This window comes from gamma proteobacterium symbiont of Axiagastus rosmarus (genome assembly GCF_059730925.1).
This window is the reverse complement of sequence record NZ_AP035925.1, coordinates 3,454,496-3,476,466: the sequence shown is the minus strand read 5'-3', so window position 1 is coordinate 3,476,466 and position 21,971 is coordinate 3,454,496. Positions and strand designations below refer to the sequence as shown.

Here is a 21,971-nt window from a genome sequence, read left to right as displayed (position 1 = left end):
AGAGAGGAACCTGATGTTCCGTCATCAGTAGCCTACTGGCACATGCAGGATCGGCAACGGGCCTGTGTGAAGCTGCCAGAACAAGGTAGTCCGGACTTAGGCCGCGCGGATACCGTGAGGTGAAGCGTTACCTGTGAGCATCAATACGGGTGGGACGCCAGGTTGGGCGTCATTCCCGGCAAGACGATCACCGAGCGGCAGGCGGCGGGCAACTTCACCACCAACGTGTTACGCGTCGACGCGGCACTGGCGCGCTGCGTGGCGCGCAGCAGGTTTACGACGCGCTGGTGTCGCTGGCGTTCAACGTCGGCACCGGCAATGCCTGCGGCTCAACCATGGTGACCTTTGCACCATTGATGATAAGCGGCAGTATCGCATAACCCGGCCATGCCATTACGCCGGTCGCAACCCCCGCTTTTGCGATATCGTCCAAACCGAGGTTTAGGCGAATCAATGGCCTGGCCCGTGATGGCCTGGACTGGCACACTCACGCCCATTTGCGGAGATTGCAGCGTGCTGATTGGCTACATCAGGGTATCAACAAATGACCAGAACACGGATTTACAGCGGATTGCGCTTCAGAGCGCAGATTGTGAGCTGATTTTCGAGGACAGGATCAGCGGAAAAACCCGTGTTCGCCCCGGACTGAAAAAGGCGCTGCGTTGCCTGCAGGCCGGGGACACGCTGGTTGTCTGGAAGCTGGACAGGCTCGGGCGCAGCATGCGTCATCTGGTAATGCTGACGGAAGAACTGCGTGAACGCGGCGTTAATTTCCGCAGCCTGACCGACAGCATTGATACCAGCACGCCGATGGGGCGCTTTTTCTTTCACGTGATGGGGGCGCTTGCGGAAATGGAACGCGAGCTGATCGTAGAGCGAACCCGCGCTGGGCTGGCAGCTGCGCGGGAAAAAGGGCGCGTTGGGGGCCGCCGGCGGGTGATGACAGCGGACGTGACAGCCAGGGCTGAGCGGATGCTGGTTCAGGGGGCAACAATGCTGCAGGTTTCACTGGTGCTGGAAGTGTCAGTCAAAACACTATACCGCTATATTCCGGCGGCAAGACTAAGAGAGCTTGAGGACGAAAGCATTACAGATAAAAAAACGCCGCAACCTGACCAGGTATGTCGGGCGGAAAAAAAAAGAAGTGAAATTCGCGACAGGATAAATCGCTGTGAGAGAATACCATTACTGCACAAATGGATAATGATTTGTTTGAATCGCGAAGATAAAGAACTTAACTGTCAGCAATGTGATTATATCAGGGGCAAAAAAAACCGCGCTGGAGGGCGCGGCAGCAAACTAAAATGAAAACACAATTTCTTATTCAGGTAGGTAAATATAACCGGTTTAACGGCATCGTCAAGGTGATGCAATGTTTTGAGAGGGTACACTACGCAGGATATCGGGTTACGTCAGGTGAGATGTCTCGCTGACAAATACCCTATTGCATGATTTGCGGGCGAGTTGATATGACAAGACTAAACACTGTCGAACTGATTTACTGGGCAAAAAAAACCGCGCCAGCGCGCGGATAATATGGGGTAACGAAAACGTCGATTTTATTAGAATGCCTACCAAGGCTAGTCTGTAGACTGGAAGCGTCAAGGGAAGCGGTTGCTGTCCTTTCGCGGCCTTCCAGGACGAAATGGCCGTGACTCACCGGCGGCACGCTGCTTTTCCTGCTCAATCTCTTTATCGTGTTTCACAAGTAATTCCCGGCCCTGCTTCGTCAGCCGGTAGCGTTCCTTTTCCCTGAGCCACTCCTCACCGTGAAAATATTCAGCGAGGCCCATTGCCACCAGTTCTTCCCGTATAACAGGCCTGATACGCGCGGGAACCGAGCCTCTTTCCTGCAGTAGGGACAACAGGCGGTAATGTTTCGGGGCCAGTTTCATCGTTATTCTCCCGTTTAACATTTCCCTCATAGTTAAAGTATTGAAGAGGGTTATCAATCGGATTCAGGGGGAATAATCCCTGATTCGGTCCATTCTTAATTTGTACCAGCGGGTACGGCAGTTACTCCGGAGTCGCGGATAATTGTGTGAGCCCTCACACAACACTACTCAGATGCGCCATCTGCAATGAGGCACGACCATAGCGGAACCCCTTAACAGGAGAACCGCCACATGGCACAGGATTATCATCACGGCGTGCGCGTTGAGGAAATCAACGAGGGCACCCGAACCATTACCACCGTCAGTACCGCGATCGTCGGGCTGGTCTGCACCGGCGACGACGCCGACCCGGCAACGTTCCCGCTTAACCGACCGGTGCTGCTGACCGACGTACTCACCGCCAGCGGCAAGGCGGGCGAATCCGGCACGCTGGCCCGATCGCTGGACGCTATCGCCGACCAGTCCAAACCCGTCACCGTGGTGGTGCGCGTGCCGCAGGGTGAGACCGAGGCGGAAACCTCCGCGAACATCATCGGCGGCGTCACCGACGGCCAGCGCACCGGCATGAAGGCGTTGCTGGCCGCACAGTCGGTGTGCGGCGTAAAGCCGCGCATCCTCGGCGCGCCGGGACACGATACGCAGGCCGTTGCGACCGAGCTGCTGAGTGTGGCGCAGAGCCTGCGCGGGTTTGCGTACCTGTCCGCCTACGGCTGCAAAAGCGTGGAGGAGGCGATCGCTTACCGCGCCAACTTCAGCCAGCGCGAAGGGATGCTGATCTGGCCTGACTTCATCAGCTTTGACACCGTGCTGAAGCAGGACGCCACCGCTTACGCTACCGCCCGCGCGCTGGGCCTGCGCGCCAAAATCGATGAACAAACTGGCTGGCACAAGTCGCTCTCGAACGTTGGCGTGAACGGCGTGACCGGCATTTCTAAGGACGTATTCTGGGATTTACAGGATCCGGCTACCGACGCGGGCCTGCTGAACCAGAACGATGTCACCACGCTTATCCGCAAAGACGGCTACCGCTTCTGGGGTTCCCGCTGCCTGAGCGACGACCCGCTGTTTGCGTTTGAGTGTTACACCCGCACCGCGCAGGTGCTGATGGACACCATGGCCGAGGCGCAGATGTGGTCCGTTGACGGCCCGCTGAACCCGTCGCTGGCCCGCGACATTATCGAGGGTGAATGGCATGACCAACATAAGTGAACTACTGTGAATCGCCGTCAACATTGACAAGCCAAAGATGCTGACAGGCTTGAACCAAAAGGTACGCAATCGGCTGCTCTTTTGTCGAGTGAGAGCACACGGACATCACGATTGCCGATGAAGAGGCAGGGTCTGACCCATTCTGTTACTGAAGTGAAACACGGTAAGACCGTACTTCTGCCCACGCTGGCAAGCCGACCGCAAGGGAAGCTGATGGAGGTGCGGGTACAGGAAGGTGGAGAAAGCAAATGCTGCCCTGTAACCGGGCAGAAAGGGGTTGAGCTTCCGGGCGACATTACCCCACGCGAAAGCGGGCGGACTTCCACTGGGTCTTTCTTTACGGGACAGCATTCCGGCTTCTGTTCATGGCATCTGGATGAAACTTATATCAAAGTGAATGGCCGGTGGGCTTATCCGTACCGGGCCGTTGACAGCAGGGGCCGCACTGTCGATTTTTACTTTTCGCCGCATCGCAATACGAATGCCGCGTACCGGTTTCTGGGTAAGATTTTAAACAACGTAAAACAGTGGAAGATCCCGCGCATCATCAGTACAGACAAAGCACCGACTCCCCCCGGACACTGGCGTTACTGAAACGTCAAGGGAAATGCCCGCCGGAGGTGGAGCACCGGCAGATCAAATACCGGAACAACGTTATCGAATGCGGTCATGGCAAGCTGAAACGGATAATCAGCGCCACGCTGGGGTTTAAATCGATTAAGACAGCTCACGCCACGATAAAAGGGATTGAAGTGATGCGCGCGCTGTGCAAAGGCCAGGCTGAGTCATTCTACTTCGGCCATCCTCTGGGTGAAATGCACCTAGTAGCCAGAGTGTTTGAAATGTGGGCCTTTATCATCGGCCAGAAGGCATATCAACTTTAATATTTGCAACAGTGCCATTTAATCCCCATGATAGCCGCATTACACGATCAGATGCACTCATGGGAAGGCACCAAATACCAGTGGGGTCGAACGCAATTAACGGGGGCGATTGCTCGGGATTCGTCTGGCGCACGTTAAAAGATCGTTTTGATATTCCGATGGATCGTGTCACCACCAAAGAATTAATCGCCATGGGTCAGCCGGTTGATCAGTCACACCTGCAACCCGCTGATTTAGTGTTCTTTAGTATCAAACATGAGTTATACGTCGGCTTTTATGACACCGATCATCAATTCCTTCACGCTTCGGTTAGCCGGGGCGTGATGCGCTCATCCCTGAATAATCCGTACTGGAAATCGGTTTATTTAGAAGCGTGGCGTTCACCGCGTGAGCAGAATTCGCAGATCAGTTTTAATTATAAAAACAAGGTCTGATGTCAAAAATCCCCGGCTTAGCACCGGGGATTTTTCAATCAAAACTGATAAGAGACACTCACCGAGAAGTTACGCGGTTCACCGTAAACATAGTTGTTCATATAGGTGTAGTACTCGCGGTCAAATAAATTATCGACGTTGGCCTGCACCGCAACTTGTTTGGTGACCTGATAACGCGCAAACAGGTTGGCCAGCGGATAGCTGCCCTGATACACACGCTGCGTACTGCCTTCTGGTGCGCTGACATCTTCAAAGGTACGGTTCTGCCAGTTGATGCCGCCGCCAATGGTCAGGTCTGGCAACCTCGGTACCTGGTAGCGCGTAAACAGTTTGAAGTCGGTTTGCGGCTGATCCGGGTTATATCGCCCATCACTGTCGCGTGCCACGTAACGTGTGGCACCGAAGGTCAGTTGCAGGTTATCGGTCAAGGCCCCGTTTAGCTCAAACTCTGCCCCCTTACTGCGCGCGCCCTTAGTGGCGTAGTACGCTTGCTCGCTACTGTTATTAACATAAACGCCGTCAATAGCCGTACCGACATTCTCTTGCTGGATGCGGAATACCGCGACAGTAGCCGTCAGGCGACCATCAAACCACGCTGATTTCAGGCCCGTTTCGTAACTTTTCCCGATAACTGGCGACAGGTAATGACCTGAGGCGTCGCGGTAAGTCTGGGGCTGGAAGATCGAGGTGTAGCTGGCATAGGCTGACCAGGTATCGTTGATGTCATACACCAAACCGGCATACGGCGTCGTATTGCTCTTGGTCATATTGCCACTGCTGCCGTTGGTACTCCACTCGGTGTAGCGCGCCCCAATAATCAGTGACAGTGGATCAGCCAGCGAGAAGCGCGCGGCGGTGTAGGCGGATTTCTGACGGATCACGTCATTGGCGTTGAGATACCAGCCTTGCCACTGCGGTTCAGCGATATTGCCGGTCCAGTTGTTATTAAAAGCCCCCATGTCGGCTGACGTAATGTCGTATTCATCCAGATCGGTGACGCCATCCTGACTGTAGGTTTGGTTATGCTGACGGCTGTAGCTTACACCCGCCATGAGCTGATGTTGACGTCCAAACAACTCAAACGGACCGCTGGCATAGCCATCAACGGAAGTTTGTTCACGTTTACCGCGATCGAGGCTGCCGTAACCGGTCACCCCTTCACCCGTGGTTTCATCCGGGAAGGCGCTGTAGATATTGAGCAGTTTATCGCTAAAGGTATTTTTCGCATGTGTGCCGTTAACATGAATGCTCCAGCCATTGTTGAAGTTATGCACCAGGTCGGCATACAACTTCTGCACTTCAGTGTGGTAATAAGTCCAGTCGGCGGCGGAGTTGAGACTGCGATTGTAATGCGTCAGTGATCCATTGCTGTAGAACACTGGTAAGCCGCCCCAGGTAGGATCACGCGTGTCGGCTTTCTCATAGTCATAACCCAGTGAAAGCGTGGTGTGTTCGGTAAGGTCGGCATCAACGACGCCATACAGGAACTTCTTGTTTTTATGGTAACGGTCTAACCAGCTGTCCTGGTCCTGATAACCCGTCACAACACGTCCGCGCAACGAGCCGTTACTGTTCAGCGGGCCCGCAATGTCAGCCACATAGCGCTGCTTATTCCAACTGCCGTAACTGGCACTGACGCTACCGGTGAATTCTTTGCTGTCGGCGTGCTTACGCACCATATTCACCGACGCTGATGGGCTGCCCGCACCAGTCATCAGTCCGGTCGCACCACGTACCACTTCGATACGATCATAAATCGCGGTATCAGAGGCGGCATCACCGTAGTTCCAGCTGTCACCCACCGACGTGGGGATGCCGTCAAAGGTGAAGTTGGTGATTTTAAAACCGCGTGAATAATATTCTGAACGTTCTGAGTCGACCAGGTTACTGGTGATGCCGGTGGTGTTATTCAAAACATCGGTGACGGTTTGTAATTGCTGGTCCTGCATACGCTGCTGAGTCACCACACTGACCGATTGCGGCACATCGCGCGGCGTCAGTAACAACTTGGTGCCAGCACGCGTGGTTTTCACCGCATAATCCTGCTTCTCATTATCTCCGCTGTTGTCGCTGGTGATGGCATTAACCACCAAATCCTGCTGCGTGTTATCTGCCGCCTGTACTATGCCTGGATTGAGAAGGGTATGTACTGCCATCGCCAAAAGCGACACGCTAAACGTTTTTCGGATGCCTGAATCCCTGCCTTTCGAAGACATAATTATTTCCGTGGTCAATGATTGTTATGTAAAGCCATCAGGCTTCGGTTGTTATGTTTGCGCCTGAATTTACCCCCCATAGAAAAGGGGCAGGTGCGGCGTATTCCTGTTTACGAACGCCAATGATAATCATTTGCTTTATAGAATCTCGCAATGATTCAACCTGAAGTGTAATAATGTGTAAATAACAACGAAATCAGTGTGATGGATGCGTTCATAACCCGTTAGTTGCTGGCGTTTTCATTTTTGTTACGGGAATAAACAGGAACTTTGCGGTAAATGGCGCGGCAGATGCAGTGAACATTTTTTCTGTTTGAAAGCGGGAGAGCAGAGAAATCCACGTGAATATTTGCCTCCTTCATCTTAATGCGTATGATTCTCATTCTTCTTATATTTTCCGCTCGTTAGATACGGTCGGAGCCGTTCATCCATTGATGGAGTACTGCATGAAATCGTTGTTTAGTCCGCGCAAAGCCGCTGTTGCCATGGCGGTTGCTGCTGCATTTAGTCTGACTGCTTGTCAGGCGCCTGCTAAAAAAGCCGAAGCCCCTGTTGCTGAAACCGCTAAACCGGTTGATACCGCCGTGACACAGCGTGTCCTGGGTGATGGCCTGTATGAGATGGTTTACTCACAGGACTCAAAAGGGCTGTTTGTCGCCAGCGCGCAGAGCTTTAAGGATGTGAATGGCGGTGTTATCTATCGTCTGGACCCAGCAACCCTGGCGACTGAAGGCGAGACTCACACCGATCTGAAAAACTTTGGTGCGGCAATCGATGAACAAGGCAGTGTGTTCTACACCACTAACTCATTGGATGGCGCAATCTCTAAGGTTGATGCCCAGAGTGGCAAAGTGCTGGCACGTCTGGTGTTCCCAGGCAAAATCAGTAAAGAAGGTTATCCGGCGGGCGCCCGTGAAGTGCTGTGGCACGGCAACGAATTGTACGTGGGCCGCGTTGCCGATCCAGGTTACATCTCGGTGGTTGATACGAAAACCTTCAAGCTAAAAACCGAGATCAAAAATGCCGGTAAATGGGTAACGGGCCTGATCTATTCCCCGGTCACTGAGCGCATTTATGCCGCCAATGGTTCTGGCGAAATTTTGGTGATTAACCCGCGCACCCACAAAATCGAGAAGCGTTGGACGGCGGGTGACGGTAAAGAGTATCTGTTCCTGAACATGGCAGAAGATCCTGCCACTGGCCGTCTGTTCATCACTGACGATTCCAAAGGAAAAGCGACACTGGTACTCGACGAGCACACCGGCAAAGTGGTCAAACGTATTGAAGGTGACTCGCTGGGCATCAAATTCAACGCGAAGCGCAACGAAATCTACATCAGCCAGCGTGAATCGAAGAAAGTGCTGCAGCTGGATGCCACCACTTACGCGGTGAAAAACAGCTGGTCGTTTGATCAGAATCCTAACAGTCTGCTGATTGGCCCAGACGACAACACCCTGTATGTGACCCTGAAAGCGGAATTTAATAAAGACTCTTCTACAAAAGGCGCTGACGGCATCGCGCGTATTGCGTTGAAGTAACAGTTATGAAAAGGGCGGCGAAAGCTGCCCTGATGCTTGCTGTTAAGCGCTTTTTGGTCACAACACTACGAAGATCGTGCGAAGTTTTCGTAAGGTGCGCATTTAGGCACTGTTGCAAATATTAAAGTTGATATGCCTTCTGGCCGATGATAAAGGCCCGCATTTCAAACACTCTGGCTACCAGGCGCATTTCACCCAGAAGATGATGTCGCGCTGAAAATGCCCGCCTTTAAATACATTCATGGGGTGCGTCACTGGTGAAAATGGGAAGAAAGTTTATCAGCGCCGCTGATCTTTGCAACAGAGCCGAAAATACAGTGCGACACCTTTAATCATTTTTGCAGCGTTCAGAACGCTGGAAATCAGGTTACCTAATCCATCCACCGGCAGTAATTCTGGCCAGAAAAAGTATGGTTGTCTGTGGAAGAGTGGCACAGGGCAGATTAACCGTATTCATAAAGAGTCCGGGAAGTGCCAGGGGAATAATTCAACGATTTTCCTTAACTGAGTCTGGATCTAATCCAGCCGGCGCTTTCATCATGGCACCGGGTAAACAGTTGTCAGACCGGCCTCTGCAGCCTCGCGGCTGAAAGGCGGGACAGAGGTATGCGCCATACACTGCGATGAGGAAGATGTTTCATTATGTTAATTTCTTGACGCCAGACACATTAATAACCCACGCTTTAAAAGCATACCCAGCATGATGACTGGGTTAATTTATCATTTACCAGACGTTATTAAGGATTAATTATGGTTGATAAAGCAGAAGTTCTGGACCATGCTCAGGTAGTGGACGTTAACGGCGAGCACGTGGGTGTTGTTGACCACTTCGAGGGTGATGACAAAATTAAGCTGGCGAAAAGCGACCCGGAAGCCGGCGGTCAGCATCACATCATCCCCTTCAGCTGGGTTAATGAAGTGGATGACAATAAAGTCATTCTTTCCAAATCTAAAGATGAAGTTGAAAGTGAGTGGCAGGCTGTGTAACGAAACGCCGCGGCTGTTATGCCGCGGCTAATTTTTAAAGCGTTATTGTATTGACCGCATATTCCCCTGGTACTGAACACATCAGTTTTTCTCACGCATTTATATTCTGTTCTACACCCGGCGACTCCGCCACACAAAACCAATATTTTATTTCTTATCCATATGACAGATTTTTCTTCTGGTGAAGGCGCCTTCTCCGTCTACATTCAGTCCTGAGGTTGTTATTTTCCCGAGAAGGAGGATTTGCTGTGTTCTATCACGACGATGAGAAAGGCCATCTCATTATCGGAGAGGCAGCGGTCAGCCTGGCGAGCGCCGGCCAGGAGAGTACGGTAGGGTCCCTGAGAAAGGAGCTCGCCGTGATGGCCGAAGCTGACGTCAGCGACGAGAAGCTTGCGGAAATCTTTGATGCCAGACGCTGGCTGCAGGGTTTCCGTCAGTACGGCAGTCGCGAGCAGGCTGAGCTGCACTGGATGACGATGACGGGTCAGGAAAACGACGGTTAGAACGACCTGGAACGCAGAACGGCTCTGGCCGGGACACGACGATGAAAAGCCAGCCTCGCATCGGGCGCGCTGTGCGCGTGCCGGCCGGAGAAACTGTCAGGGATGCCCCCCCTCCGCCCTTCGTAAGATAAGTTATTTATCCTCATGATTTATAATGATTAGCATTTTTTGCTAAAAAATTCATTTCACCGTCAAAAATATTTCTGTACAGGTTTTTATTTTTTGTATAACTTTCCGCGCATCATCACCCGATGACATTTTAACCATTATCTCGAGAGAAATGACTATGCGCCAGAACAGCATGCAACCTGATAATGCGGGAGACATTGCCCGTTATTTCACTGACGCCCAACTCCCTTCGCAGCAGGCCATGCTGGGGCAGATCGTGGTGGAAATCCTGCGCAGCGGCGCCGCCCTCAACCGGCCGGCCATCTGCGCAAAGCTCGTACGTCGCCTGGAGCTCGCGGGCAGCGCAGAAGAGGAGCAGCTCTGCCGCACGCTGATTGGCCTGCTGTTTGGCCGGGAAGAGCCTCTCTGAATCAGGTATCTGCCCACAGCAGTGCCTTCTCCGGCGTGGATATCACATCCGGTCATGCATGCGGATGTAACGTCAGCCAGCCGCGTCAGCGGCGGCAGGTACAGGAAAGCGTCCCTTTACTGACACCCGGGAAGTGGTATGTACAGAAACAAAACTGAAATGCTTATGGACCACGTTATCGGTGAGGCCGTCCTCGGTCTGCTCAGCGAGAATGCACCGGTATCGGGTGCAACGGTTGCCGTCAGGCTGATCGAAATGGCCGCGCGTGAAACGCATCCCGACAGGGCTGAGGCCCTGAAACTGGCGCTTGATGAGGTCAGTGCGGCGCTTCCTGGCGCCCGGCTCGTACAGAGTCCGGAGTCGCTGTTTATGACAGAGGATACGCCTCCGCCAGGCACGCGCCGGCACTGACCGGTAACGTATCTCCGCCACGGGCGGAGGCAGAACGGAGTCTGAAGACAGCCCGGGCGCCGGCGGCGCCCTTCTCTTTATCTGTCCCGGATGATGGGTTATGCAGCAGAACAAAACCGAAGAAGAAATTCTCAGTGTAATTAATCAGCGCGGCGATCAGCTGGCCGCTGAATCAGAAATCATCAGCGCGGTATTTGCACGCCTGAAGGCTCAGGGCGGACGCGTGCTGCGAAAGGACGTGATACTCAGCCTGATAGCAGAGCTGGAGAGCACCTCTGACGTCGTCAGGCTCGATGTACTGCGCGGCGCGCTGGAGATGGTTGTGGGGTATTCGCGAGAGGAAGAGGACGCTTAGTCCGGTTCGGCAATGAAGCCACAACACTGATTGTATGAGGCCTGCTTCGCAGGCCTTATCTGCTTAAGCGGACGGGTTAATGAGCACCTGTATCTCAGGAAGAGCCAACGACCCGCTGGTTTATTCCTGAACATTACGATTCTGAGTCAGTGAAGGCGCTCTGCCAGCAGGCCGATAGCGGCCAGACAGGCTTTTTTCTTTCAGAGCTCGGGGGCGCTGATGCTCATCCGCCACAGTGCTGCTGAGAGATGCTGTATGGATATCCTCATCGAACAGGATCAGGCAATGGGATTGCCACAAACAGAATTTATTTCGCCGGGTGCGCCTTTCCTGAAATAACGTTTCCTGCTTTTCTGCCGATATATATGCTGAAAGTTTTTATTATTTTCAGATTTCATAAAGTATCAGTCACTTACAATGGCAGGAATTACAGATGACGATTACACAGCGATTATTGCTCACCTTTTCACTTCTCTCAGCCGCGCTGGTCGCGATGGTCATCGTGGCCGTCATGGTTGCCGGCGGATTTCAGTCCCGCTTTCAGTATGTGCAGGAAAATACCGTTGCCTCACTGCTGGACCTGGGCAAGCTGGTAGACGGCAGTAACTCCCTTATTATCTGGCTTTACCGCCACCAGAGCGCAACAGACCCGCGGCGGCAGGCTGAAGTTGAAAAGAAAATCGATGAAGCTATCAGTAATATCAAATCACTGAACCAGTATTACCTAAATAACGACATATCGAACGAGGAGGACCGGCAACTGACAGAGAAGGCGTTTTCCACCATCAAACAGGTTGAATCGTCGCTTCCTGCATTTCTTGCTGGCTCACGCGCACAGAATGACGCCGTTGCACTGGGGGCGCTTCAGAGCAATGACGGCATTGGAGAAGCTGCCCGCCAGCTGATTGCTGGCTACCAGAAACAGCTCAAACTGAATGTGAACATCGGTAGTACTCTGCGTAAAGAAAATGACCGGACTTATCAGATGACAGTCTGGAGCCTTGTGGGTGGCTCAATGCTGGCCATTTCCATTCTGGCCTTTTTTGCGCTGAAAACTATTTTCGCTATCCGCGGACAGCTCAACGGCATGCGGCAGACTATGGAAATCGCCAGCCAGCAGCTTGACCTGACTCTGAGGGTGGACGAGTCGCGTCGGGATGAAATCGGCCTGACCGCAAAAGCGTTTAATCATCTTATTGAAAACGTCTCAGCCTCGCTGTCGAAGGTCGAGGCTTCTGCACAGTCGGTCAGCTCAGCCTCTGCGCAGATAGCAGCCGGTAATGAGGACCTCTCTTCACGAACCGAGGAGCAGGCTGCCTCGCTGGAGCAGACGGCGGCAAGCATGTCAGAGCTGAGTGAGACCGTACGTCAGACCGCAGAAAACACACAGCTTGCCAGTCAGCTGGCGAAAAATGCCCGCGATATTTCTGAAGACAGCGCCGGCCGGGTGCGCACGCTGTTGGGCACAATGGGTGACATCAGGGGGAGCTCTGCAAAAATTACGGATATTATCGGGCTCATTGAAGGGATTGCGTTTCAGACCAACATTCTGGCCCTGAACGCCGCCGTCGAGGCCGCGCGTGCCGGGGAGCAGGGCCGTGGTTTCGCTGTGGTCGCCGGCGAAGTCCGCAACCTCGCGCAGCGCTCCTCCTCTTCCGCCCGCGAAATCAAGGAGCTGATTGAGTCATCCATGGGCTTTGTCGAAGCCGGAGCGACGCAGGCCGAGGGTGTAGGAGAGAATATGTCCCGCATGAACGACGCCGTGCGGCAGGTCACCGACCTTGTCGATGAGATATCCGTTGCCGCCAGTGAACAATCTCAGGGTATCGGGCAGGTCCATATTGCCGTAAACCAGATGGATGACGTGACGCAGCAGAACGCCGCGCTGGTTGAAGAGGCTTCGGCCGCGTCACGCTCGCTGATGGAGCAGGCGGCGGCGCTGAATCAGCTGGTCAGTGCCTTTACGCTGGTTCCCGATTCGGGACAGTCAGACACTGTGCGCGCTCAGGCAACACGGCCGATAAGGACGGCTGCTGCATTACGTCCCACCCCTGCCGTTGCGGCAGCGGGAGATGATAACTGGAAGAGCTTCTGAGGCAGCAGTTACGGTTTCTTAGACTGAAACACGGGGCAGGGACCCTTCCTCAGCCTTTCAGCGTTTTTACGTTATTGGTGTGGTGCCTGCCGGCCAGAAAAAGTACATCGTCGCTGCGCATATGTCTGGCCTGCGCGTACCGACATCTTTAGTGTGCCTTATCAGGGGACAAATAACAGATACTGCGACTGATTGTGCTGATGGCTTCCTCCCGGAAGCCGGTTTTTATCAAACTGACCAGACAGAAAATGTCAGGCATGAACCGGTGGCAGTAATCACGGCAGAGGCGCGGTGTCATGCCTGCATCTGCAGTTACGGAAGACGTTGTGGAGCGCGTTACGGTCAGGGCCGGTCAGCCCCTGAAAACGTCAATGAGATAAACGGACTTACTCGTGGAGTGTGGCCATCGGATTAATCACCTTATTCGTATAGGCCTGCTGGCGTAAAACTTTAAAGCCCGATCTGCCGGAAGCATTTACTGCTTTTCATGTCGCTCAACGTCCTGTTCGGCCTCTTCGAGCTCGGACATCAACGCCGCAAGGTCAACCACTCCGGCGGCCGGATTACGGCTCGCACGCCGGTAGCGCAACCTGAGCGCACAAAGACGTATCAGCGCTTCGCGGTAAGGTGTGGCAGCATTTTTCATCGGGATGCCTCCTGTCAACTCAACCTTTTGGGTTTTATCACTCCCAACCTGACTCTGTCACGCAGGCGTAAAGCAGGTGACGGCGGCGGAATAGATAAACGTGCACGGTGTCACAGAACAACGTGGGGCAGCAGCGAGTACAGCCGGAAACGATGTGGCGGGACACATGGCAAAAAGTAACCCGGGATGTTCAGACCCGGGATCAAGGCTGGATTTCACATAACCGGTCTTACGCTGGCTGTGTAAAGGGCGGACCAGAGTCCACAAAGTGCTTACTGATATTGCGGAAAGCCGCCATCCATGATACGGGAAAACATTATATGAATATATTACGCTGTCGAGAAAGTGATGCCAGGAAGTGTCTGATTCACTGATTTTTTTACACTGACTGCGCCACTATCGTTTCAGCCGGTACAGTTTATCCTGAATTATGGCCCGCTGAGCGCGCATTGCTGTAAAGCGCGCTCCGCTCACATCACGGTACCCTGAATACAATCAGGAGCCGTTTTATGTCAGCCGCCACAGGGTGGGCCCTTTACGGAATATTTCCTGACGGTCCGCCGTTTATCCACAGACATTCTGCCTGACACGCCGGTCAGCTTCCTGGTGTCTGTCCGGGAGGGGCACTTTCCCTGCCGGAGGTCACGGAGCCCGATGTGTTCGCTGATACTGGCCTGGCACGTGCTATCAGCTCTGCCGCAGGGCGACCTTTCGGGCACCGTCAGCGCCGTTTTCACGCACGGCCGGCCGGGACGTGTGGCGCTGGCACCCGGCGGTCTGGTGCTGGGCCCCGCCGCTGCGCGGAAGCGGTATCGGCACCTGGCTTGCGCAGCAAGCTTGCGCATGGGCCGTCACGCTGGCGGCGGCTACACGTGTTGAGGCTTCCGGGTTTGCCCCGGCTGAACCGACTTCATCAGTGGAGCAGATGCGGTTAAGTAAGGCAGTTGCGGGAAAGGGCGGTCTGGATTACAAAGTAGCCTGGCTGCGCCTGCAGCGTCGGTGGAAACGCCAGCCTGATAGTCGAAAGCCCGGAAGCGGTCCTGCGGGACTTCTGGCAGAGGTGCCCGCCACCAACTTCGAGCTGGCGAACTATGAGCGTCTGACCCGCTGCACAGGACCGGCCGGGGTCTGCTGTTTCCGGGCTCGCTGCCCTTCCTGCTACTCGATAAGCTGGCGCACCGGCTGATGGGCCGCTGAGGGCGCCGTTTTATCAGCTGTGCTTCAGCGTCTTACTGTCACCCTCCGCGCTGAGCAGCGCCTCAAACGCCACCGCCGTCAGGGGTCTGCACAGCCCGTTCCCCTGCATGATGTCGCACCGGGCGCCTGTTACGTACGCCCGCTGCTCCGCGTCTTCCACACCCTCGGCCGCCACGCTGAGCCCGAGGCTTTTCCCCAGCGCCGCGATGGCCCGGAACATCATCCGCACGCACATGCTGGTGCCGAGCTCAAGCGTCAGCGACTTGTCAATCTTGAAGCCGCTGACGAAGCCGTGCCGAAGCAGGCTGATGGCGCCCAGCTTGCGGCCGTAGTGATCGATGACGAACGCGGCCCCCGTGCGCCGGATGGCCGCAAACTGTGCCGGCATTTCCTCAACGAGTCCCGTCAGCAGCGGCTCGTCCACCTCCAGGTCCACAAAGGCGGCGTCGCCGCCCGCGGACTCGCGCAGCACGCTTTCCAGCCCGGGACCGGAAAGCTGGCGCGGGAACAGGTTAACGCTGACCCGCAGCCGCGGGCAGCGGACCTGCCACTGCCGGACCTGCGCCAGCGCGGTGCGGATGACCCAGTCGCCGAGCGTCACAGACAGCGGGCTTTTCACCAGCATGTCCATAAACTCGGCTGGCAGCAGCAGGCCGCGGGCCGGATGCTGCCAGCGCACCAGCGCCTCGCAGCCGAGCAGGCGGCCGCTGCCGGCGTCATAGCGCGGCTGGTAGTGCAGGATGAACTGCTGCTGGCGTACCGCGGTTTCCAGCTCGCGTTCAAAGCGCCGGCGCCGCTGCTCCGCCGCCAGGAATTCGGGCCGGAACAGGACGCTGCAGCCCTTGCCCGACGCCTTGGCCCGGTAGAGCGCCAGGTCCGCCGCCGACATCACCGACGAGGCGTCTTCTCCGTGTTCGGGATAGGCGGCAATGCCAGTGCTGGCCCCGACAATCACGGGGGAGCCGTGGTAGCTGAATGGCGTCTGCACGGCGGCAATCAGGCGCTCCGCCGTCAGGCCGGCACCGGTACTTCCGCCCGGCAGCAGGATGATAAACTCGTCGCCGCCGAGCCGGGCCGCAGTGACCGCCTCCGCGCACACCAGCCGGATCTGCTCCGCCACGTGACACAGCAGCGCGTCGCCGGCGGCGTGCCCGAGCGTGTCATTGACCTCCTTGAAGCCGTCCAGGTCGGTCATCAGCAGGGTGTAGGGCACGCCGGCCTCGGTCAGCTGCCCCAGCTGCTGCATAAAGGCACCGCGGCTGGCCAGACGCGTCAGCATGTCCAGCGAGGCGAGCTCGCAGAGGCGGGCCTCGCTCTCGTGCCGGGCGGTGACGTCGCGCACAATCATCCCCACCAGGCGTTCGCCGCCCTCCCGCCAGCCCGAGAATGACACCTCGGCCGGAAACTCCCGGCCGTCGCGCCTGAGCCCCCATATCTGCAGCGTGCGCGGCTGCGAAATCGCCGCCTCGTCGGCCGTCAGGCGCTCCAGCTCGTTGCGGTAGTCGGTCTGGCAGCGCTCGGGAATAAGCCCGGCCACATACTGGCCCGCCATCTCCTCCGGGCCGTAACCGAACATCGCGGTGGCAGCCGGGTTCCAGAAGGTGATGCCCCGGCGCAGGTCGGTGCAGATGATGGCGTCCGGGGAGGTGGCCGAGATGGACTCCAGCCGCTGCTGGCTGGCGTGGCGCAGCACCTCGAGCCGGTGGACCTCCATCCGGTCCATCACCAGCGCGGCGATGTCAGCCAGGTGCTGCCGGTCCGCGTCCGTGAGCGGCGGGCGCGGCTGCGTGTCGGTCAGGCACACGGTGCCGATATGGTGGCCGTCCGGGGTAGCAAGCGGGATCCCCGCGTAGAAGCGGATGTGCGGGTAGCCGTGCACCAGCGGGCTGTCGCGAAAACGCGGATCGTCGAGGGTATCCGGCACGCAGAGGATCTCCCCCTGCGCCAGCGTGTGGTCGCAGAAGGCGACGCTGCGGGCGGTGCCGGTGATGTTCAGCCCGTAGCGGGACGCAAAAAGCTGCCGCTGGTCGTCAATCAGCGAAACGAAGGCGGTGGGCACGCGGAAAAGGCGCGCGGCGAGCGTGGTGAGCCGGTCCAGCGCGTTTTCCGGCAGCGCATCCGCCTGCTGATAGGGTGCCAGCGCCGCAAGACGGGTCGCTTCGTGGTCTGATGTCGGGCGTTTCAGGGTCTGTCCCCCCCGGGTCGAATGAGCTGTGGCCGGCATGACACAGCAAAAAGGGGACACGTTCAATCAGACGGGGCCGCAGAAATCCCTGCCGCCCCGCCGCCGGAAGAAAGGCCCGTCAGCTGACCCCGCCGCGGGCGGAGTCAGGGATAACAGTGACGCCCGGCTGTCCGGGCATCACGAAAACGTTACTTCAGGACCACTCCTGGCCGCGTTTCAGCGCAGCAGGGAGGCGCACCGCAGGCAGATTACGCAGTCGGGGTGCCGCAGGCGCGCGGACTGGAGCGCGTGCCTGAGCGAGTAAAACGTGCCGAGAAAGCGGCCCCCGCCGGCCTGCGCCAGCTCGCCACAGCCCGCGCAGTGCACCTCTTCAATCGCGGGGCGCCCGCATCGAACTGCATAGTAGTACTTTCCGCTCATGTCCTTATCCTTTTATCGGCCGGGCCCGCCTGAACTTCAGGGGGCTCAGGGAACAGAGCCTGCTACTTTTTCTTTTGCGGCACAAGGGCATAGTGCGGGTGACGCCCGGCGAGCAGCAGCAGGAACTCGTACTCTCCCTGGCTCAGGGGGGCGGGATTTTTCGCCGCCTCCTTCATCTGCCAGACGCGCAGGCTGAGCTCAAACCGCTCGGCGGCGGCCTCCTGCGACAGGCCGGCCGCAAGCCGGAGCTCGCGGACGTCGGAACCGACCGCGACGGGCCGGTATAAAAGCTGATTTCCCAGAAGACACTCCTTTCGCGGCCAGGCGGACCACAACGGGCCGTCAGGATAAAAAATACGGGACACGCCCCTGATACATCACATTATCTTAATATTTATTCCGTAATGCAATGCGCCCTGAATCGATCGCGGGATAGTCAACCGCAATTACCTGATTTATTTCTATAACGCTAAACCAAATCAGCCGCTCAGCGCGACAGGCATAATATCCATACACCCAGGAATCCTCTCCTTTTTTTACGAAATCCTGACAGAGGGATTAATCCGGTGTTTTCCTGATTATTATTCGCCAGGATAGGCAGGGCTTGCCGGCGGCCGTATTTATTGTGCCGCCACACCCTGTACTGATGAAAAGGATAACCTGATGAAAAACCGCGATTATATTCAGCGGCGGGTACCCGCCGACCTGAGCCGCATAGACATCCGGGAGCAGTGGCAGATCACGTTCTGGACGCTGGAACTGCGCACGACCCAGGAGCGTCTGACCCGGGCCGTGCGCGAGGCGGGCCCGGAAGCCGACCGCGTGCGGGCGTGGCTGGAGAAAAATCCGCCCCCCCGCACGACGCGTTAATGATGCCTGAAGGCCACCCAGTCGCCTTCAGGTGGCGGGGGCGCCCGGCGCGGGCTGACCGGTGAAGCGGACGCGGCAACAGCCACGTTGCCTTCTTCTGCAGGCAGTGTAAAGCGGGTGATGGCGCCGCCCAGCGCGATCGTCTGCCCGTTCAGGTTGCCCGCGGTGGCAGAAACCTCCTGCACCAGGGTGGCGTTCTGCTGCGTGACGCGGTCAAGCTCCGCAACCGCCAGCGTGACCTGCGCAATCCCTTTGCTCTGTTCTTCCGAAGCCAGGGCAATCTGTCCGATCAGCGCGTTGACCTCACCGACGCCGTGCAGCACCTCGCTCATGGTGGCACCGGCGCTGCCGGCAGCCCGTCGCCCGTCGCTGACGCGCGCCACGGTGTCGGCAATCAGGCCCTCAATCTCTTTTGAGGCGGCCGCGCTGCGCTGTGCCAGCGACCGCACTTCGGCCGCCACCACGGCAAAGCCCCGCCCCTGCTCCCCGGCGCGGGCGGCCTCAACGGCGGCGTTGAGCGCCAGGATGTTGGTCTGGAAGGCAATGCCGTTGATGGTAGCGGTGAACTGGCGGATTTTTTCTGAGCCCTCCGCGATGCCGCTCATGGCATCAACCACGGTCTGCACCTGCTCCGCGCCCCGCTGCGTGGTGCCGGCGGTGCGTTCTGCCAGCTCGCGAGCATCGCGGGCGTTTTCCGCGTTGTGTGCCACGGTGGCGGTAATTTCCTCCATGCTCGCCGCGGTCTGCTCCAGCGCGGCGGCCTGGGTGGCGGTCCGGTCGGACAGGTCGGCGTTGCCGGCCGCAATCTCCCCGGCCTCGCGGTGCAGGATGACCGCGTTGTCGCGGATGGCCGCCACCGCGTCCAGCAGGCTGTGCTGCATCTCCCTGACCAGCGGCACCAGCTGACCGACGCAGTTGCGGCCCAGGTCTTCCGGCTCGCGCGTGAGGTCGCCCCCTGCGATGGTCTTCAGGTGCGCCCGGATTTTCGCCACCGGACGCACGAGGTGCACCAGCAGATAGCGGTCGCAGAACGCCAGCAGCGCGGCGGCGGCCAGCAGCGCGCTGCTGAGGATCACCTCCAGCCGGTGGCGCCCGGCCATCACCGGCGCGTCGTCGGCCGCGAGCTGCTGCGTCAGGCTTCCGAGCCGCTCGCGGCCGGCGGCCGGATAACGGTCCGGCTCACTCAACGCCGCGCGGTAGCCGTCCCACGCCGCCTCCGGCGGAACGGCGGCCAGCAGGGCCGTCTTCTCGGCTGCGGTCCCGCCCTGCATGACGAGGCCGGCGCGGGCCAGAAAGGTCAGCTGCCGGGTCAGCGCACCGGCGTGGTCGGCGTGGCGGTACATTTCGCGCAGCGTCAGCGCGCTCCAGGCGCCGGCGACCGCAACCATGCTAAATGAAACAATCATCATCCACAGCACGACGCGGCGGATGGTAAAATGTCTGAGTAACTGCATGAGGTTTTCCCCGGTGTTGTTATTATTAAATAATAAGAGGCGTTATCGTTTGTTTTAATTACGCGCGTGATTAAGTTGCGCACTACATTTATTTGGCAAGAGTCTGGCAGGTATTATTCAAAAAGGACACTGACGGACGATAAAATAAAAGAATCGCGCTGCACTAAATATTTTGCTAAAGAAAATAAACATGACATCAGACCAGGAAGCGCCTATAGTAAGCACCATAAAAAAGTTTTAATCGCTTTTCCCTTTCGCAGTCATTGCCTTTTACACCGGTCCGTTACCGTCCACTTTCTCTTTATAATTTCGCACCGGAACCAGGCCGGTGCGGAGGAACCCATGCTGATGAATATTAACGGCGACAGCGATCGCCGCGCGCGGGCGCTGAAAGCGCTGCGCAGCCCCGACGAAAGCCGCGACGACGTGCTGCGCAAATTTGTGCGGCTGGCGAGCCAGGCGCTGGGTATCCCCGGCAGCTTTATCTCCGTGCTGGACGACGAGCACCAGCACGTGCAGGCCGCCCACAACTTCGCCCTCACGCGGTCCTCGCGGCAGGACTCACTCTGTCGTCACGCGGTGGACAACGACAGCCCGGTGGTGGTGCCCGACACCTGGCTGGACGCCCGCTTCGTCACGCACCCGCTCATCACGGGCGCGCCCTACATCCGCTTCTATGCCGGCGTACCGCTGAAGAACCGCGAAGGCATCGTGCTCGGCACACTGTGCGTCACGGACACTGCCCCACACCCGTTTGGCGCCGGGCAGGTTACCACCCTGAAGTTGCTGGCCGCGCTGGTGATGTCGTTTCTGGAGGCCTGGCACTCCGCCGGCTTTGCCGACCCGGTCACCGGCCTGCCCAACCGCCAGCGCCTCATCCGCGACCTGCAGTATCTGGCGGCGGCGGGGGACAGTACGCCGCGCCGGCTGGTGCTGATTGACTGCATCGACATGCCGCGCGCCTATGAACTCGCGCGCTCGATGGGCATGGGGCCGGTAGAGAGCCTGCTGAAGGACGTGGCCACGCTGCTGCCGCTGCGGCTGCGTCCTGCCACCGGCGAGCTGCTCTACACCGTTGCCACCGGCCGCTTTGCCGTACTGACGCGTAATGACAGCCGGCTCAGCGCGGACTGGGTGGCGGGGCGTCTGGAGGGGATCAGCGCCGACCTGGGCGACGGCATCGCCGTGGCGCTCAGCACCCATACCGGGGAGGTCACCTTCACCCCGGGCGACATTCCGGCGCAGGAAGCGCTGCGTCGCGCGGTCAGCGCCCTGCACGAGGCCATCGGCCGGAACGTGCCCGCCATGCGCTTCAGCGAAGCGACCGATTCGCGCCATACGCAGGACTTTACCCTGATGAACGACCTGGCCGCCGCGCTGCGGGAAGACAGGGGGCTGTGGCTCGCCTACCAGCCTAAAGTCTGCCTGCACACCGGCCGCCCGGTGGGGCTGGAGGCGCTGGTGCGCTGGCGCCATCCGGTACGGGGAGAACTCTCGCCCGCCCTGTTCGTGCCGCTGGCTGAGCAGACCGAGCTGCTCAGCACGCTTACAGCCTGGGTAACCGACCGCGCGATCGCGCGCCTTGCCCGCCTGCGCAACAGCTGCATCCAGCTCCCGGTGACCATCAATGTCAGTTGCAGGGACTTCTCCCGTGAGGGTTTTGCCGACGCGCTGGAAGCAAAAATGATCAGGGCAAAGCTGCCCACTTCGCTGCTGGGCATAGAGTGCCTGGAGACCGAGCGCATTATTGAAAGCCCGGCGGCGATGCAGGGGCTGGAGATGCTGAAGCTCAGGGGCTTTGGCATTTCGCTGGACGACTTCGGCACCGGCTACAGCAATATCAGCTACCTGCGGCGCATGCCGCTGGACGTCATCAAACTGGACCGCACGCTCATCAGCGAAATCTCGTCAGACACCGCCTCGCGCATCATCGCGCGCAGCATCATCGCGATGCTGAAGGAGCTGGACTATACGGTGCTCGCCGAGGGGGTCGAGGATGCAGAAACGGTGACCGCACTCACCCAGTACGGCTGCGACCAGGCGCAGGGCTTCTTCTACTCCCGGCCGCTGCCGGAAGGGGAGCTCGACGAGTGGCTGGGCTGGAAGCTGCGCGGGCAGTGCTGACCCGCCG

At 57.6% G+C, this 21,971-nt stretch carries 16 protein-coding genes and 5 pseudogenes; 14 read left to right on the top strand and 7 right to left on the bottom strand.

Translation table 11 applies throughout. The features are described 5' to 3' along the window. Positions 1-165: 165 nt before the first annotated feature. Positions 166-347: pseudogene (locus AC6I8F_RS16455) on the top strand (glycoside hydrolase family protein); the annotation flags it as partial. On the opposite strand, the gene AC6I8F_RS16450 reads toward AC6I8F_RS16455, so the two are convergent. Next, positions 275-433: a hypothetical protein gene (locus AC6I8F_RS16450; RefSeq protein ID WP_222986723.1), complete on the bottom strand. Its 159-nt coding sequence runs from the start codon at positions 431-433 to the stop codon at positions 275-277. The pseudogene AC6I8F_RS16455 and the gene AC6I8F_RS16450 overlap by 73 nt on opposite strands. An 80-nt stretch (positions 434-513) precedes the next feature. Here AC6I8F_RS16450 and AC6I8F_RS16445 point away from each other — a divergent pair. After that, a pseudogene (locus tag AC6I8F_RS16445) lies at positions 514-940 on the top strand (recombinase family protein); the annotation flags it as partial. Between the two features lie 661 nt (positions 941-1,601). Here AC6I8F_RS16445 and AC6I8F_RS16440 read toward each other — a convergent pair. Continuing rightward, on the bottom strand, positions 1,602-1,895 hold the full coding sequence (locus AC6I8F_RS16440) for a hypothetical protein (protein WP_498012771.1): 294 nt from the start codon (positions 1,893-1,895) through the stop codon (positions 1,602-1,604). A gap of 231 nt (positions 1,896-2,126) precedes the next feature. Between AC6I8F_RS16440 and AC6I8F_RS16435 the strand changes: the two are divergent. The 3 pseudogenes from AC6I8F_RS16435 to AC6I8F_RS16425 form a co-directional block, all read left to right on the top strand. Continuing rightward, positions 2,127-3,080 (top strand): annotated as a pseudogene (locus tag AC6I8F_RS16435) (phage tail sheath protein); the annotation flags it as partial. Positions 3,081-3,455: 375 nt separating this feature from the next. Next, positions 3,456-3,988, top strand: a pseudogene (locus tag AC6I8F_RS16430) (IS6 family transposase); the annotation flags it as partial. Between the two features lie 18 nt (positions 3,989-4,006). After that, positions 4,007-4,422, top strand: a pseudogene (locus tag AC6I8F_RS16425) (C40 family peptidase); the annotation flags it as partial. A gap of 38 nt (positions 4,423-4,460) precedes the next feature. Here AC6I8F_RS16425 and fhuE read toward each other — a convergent pair. Further along, entirely contained in the window at positions 4,461-6,638 is a 2,178-nt protein-coding gene (fhuE, locus tag AC6I8F_RS16420; protein WP_498028247.1) for a ferric-rhodotorulic acid/ferric-coprogen receptor FhuE, read from the bottom strand. A 446-nt stretch (positions 6,639-7,084) separates the two neighbouring features. Here fhuE and AC6I8F_RS16415 point away from each other — a divergent pair, with 446 nt between their 5' ends. The 7 genes from AC6I8F_RS16415 (at position 7,085) to AC6I8F_RS16385 (ending at position 13,068) form a co-directional block, all read left to right on the top strand. Further along, positions 7,085-8,176 (top strand): YncE family protein, encoded by a 1,092-nt coding sequence (locus AC6I8F_RS16415; protein ID WP_059009451.1) that lies wholly within the window; start codon positions 7,085-7,087, stop codon positions 8,174-8,176. 750 nt (positions 8,177-8,926) lie between these two features. Beyond that, positions 8,927-9,163 carry a DUF2171 domain-containing protein gene (locus AC6I8F_RS16410; protein WP_059009452.1) on the top strand — a complete coding sequence of 79 codons (237 nt, stop codon included), beginning with the start codon at positions 8,927-8,929 and terminating at the stop codon, positions 9,161-9,163. Positions 9,164-9,522: 359 nt separating this feature from the next. After that, a complete protein-coding gene (locus tag AC6I8F_RS16405) occupies positions 9,523-9,669 on the top strand; it encodes a hypothetical protein (protein WP_481657884.1) in 147 nt (48 codons plus the stop codon). A 286-nt stretch (positions 9,670-9,955) separates the two neighbouring features. Continuing rightward, entirely contained in the window at positions 9,956-10,207 is a 252-nt protein-coding gene (ycgZ, locus tag AC6I8F_RS16400) for a regulatory protein YcgZ (protein ID WP_059009457.1), read from the top strand. 138 nt (positions 10,208-10,345) lie between these two features. After that, positions 10,346-10,618: a hypothetical protein gene (locus AC6I8F_RS16395; RefSeq protein ID WP_498028246.1), complete on the top strand. Its 273-nt coding sequence runs from the start codon at positions 10,346-10,348 to the stop codon at positions 10,616-10,618. A gap of 100 nt (positions 10,619-10,718) precedes the next feature. After that, entirely contained in the window at positions 10,719-10,973 is a 255-nt protein-coding gene (locus AC6I8F_RS16390) for a biofilm development regulator YmgB/AriR family protein (RefSeq protein WP_222985823.1), read from the top strand. A gap of 433 nt (positions 10,974-11,406) precedes the next feature. Beyond that, positions 11,407-13,068 carry a methyl-accepting chemotaxis protein gene (locus AC6I8F_RS16385; RefSeq protein WP_059009463.1) on the top strand — a complete coding sequence of 554 codons (1,662 nt, stop codon included), beginning with the start codon at positions 11,407-11,409 and terminating at the stop codon, positions 13,066-13,068. Positions 13,069-13,543: 475 nt separating this feature from the next. On the opposite strand, the gene AC6I8F_RS16380 is transcribed toward AC6I8F_RS16385, so the two are convergent. From AC6I8F_RS16380 to AC6I8F_RS16370, 3 genes are all read right to left on the bottom strand, one after another. Next, positions 13,544-13,714, bottom strand: a complete 171-nt coding sequence (locus AC6I8F_RS16380) for a hypothetical protein (RefSeq protein ID WP_176428074.1) — start codon at positions 13,712-13,714, stop codon at positions 13,544-13,546. Between the two features lie 1,210 nt (positions 13,715-14,924). Beyond that, entirely contained in the window at positions 14,925-17,135 is a 2,211-nt protein-coding gene (locus AC6I8F_RS16375; RefSeq protein ID WP_498028807.1) for a putative bifunctional diguanylate cyclase/phosphodiesterase, read from the bottom strand. A 443-nt stretch (positions 17,136-17,578) separates the two neighbouring features. Continuing rightward, complete coding sequence (locus AC6I8F_RS16370; RefSeq protein WP_059009563.1) at positions 17,579-17,818, bottom strand: hypothetical protein; 240 nt, start codon at positions 17,816-17,818, stop codon at positions 17,579-17,581. Positions 17,819-18,179: 361 nt separating this feature from the next. On the opposite strand from AC6I8F_RS16370, the gene AC6I8F_RS16365 reads away from it, so the two are divergent. Continuing rightward, positions 18,180-18,386: a DUF3606 domain-containing protein gene (locus AC6I8F_RS16365; RefSeq protein WP_045814937.1), complete on the top strand. Its 207-nt coding sequence runs from the start codon at positions 18,180-18,182 to the stop codon at positions 18,384-18,386. Here AC6I8F_RS16365 and AC6I8F_RS16360 read toward each other — a convergent pair. Next, the gene (locus AC6I8F_RS16360) at positions 18,383-19,840 is read right to left on the bottom strand and encodes a methyl-accepting chemotaxis protein (RefSeq protein ID WP_498028245.1); all 1,458 of its coding nucleotides are present in this window, start codon (positions 19,838-19,840) and stop codon (positions 18,383-18,385) included. The two genes, AC6I8F_RS16365 and AC6I8F_RS16360, sit on opposite strands and share 4 nt — an antisense overlap. Before the next feature lie 342 nt (positions 19,841-20,182). On the opposite strand from AC6I8F_RS16360, the gene AC6I8F_RS16355 reads away from it, so the two are divergent. Next, a complete protein-coding gene (locus AC6I8F_RS16355; protein ID WP_222985818.1) occupies positions 20,183-21,964 on the top strand; it encodes a putative bifunctional diguanylate cyclase/phosphodiesterase in 1,782 nt (593 codons plus the stop codon). Positions 21,965-21,971 lie beyond the last annotated feature (7 nt).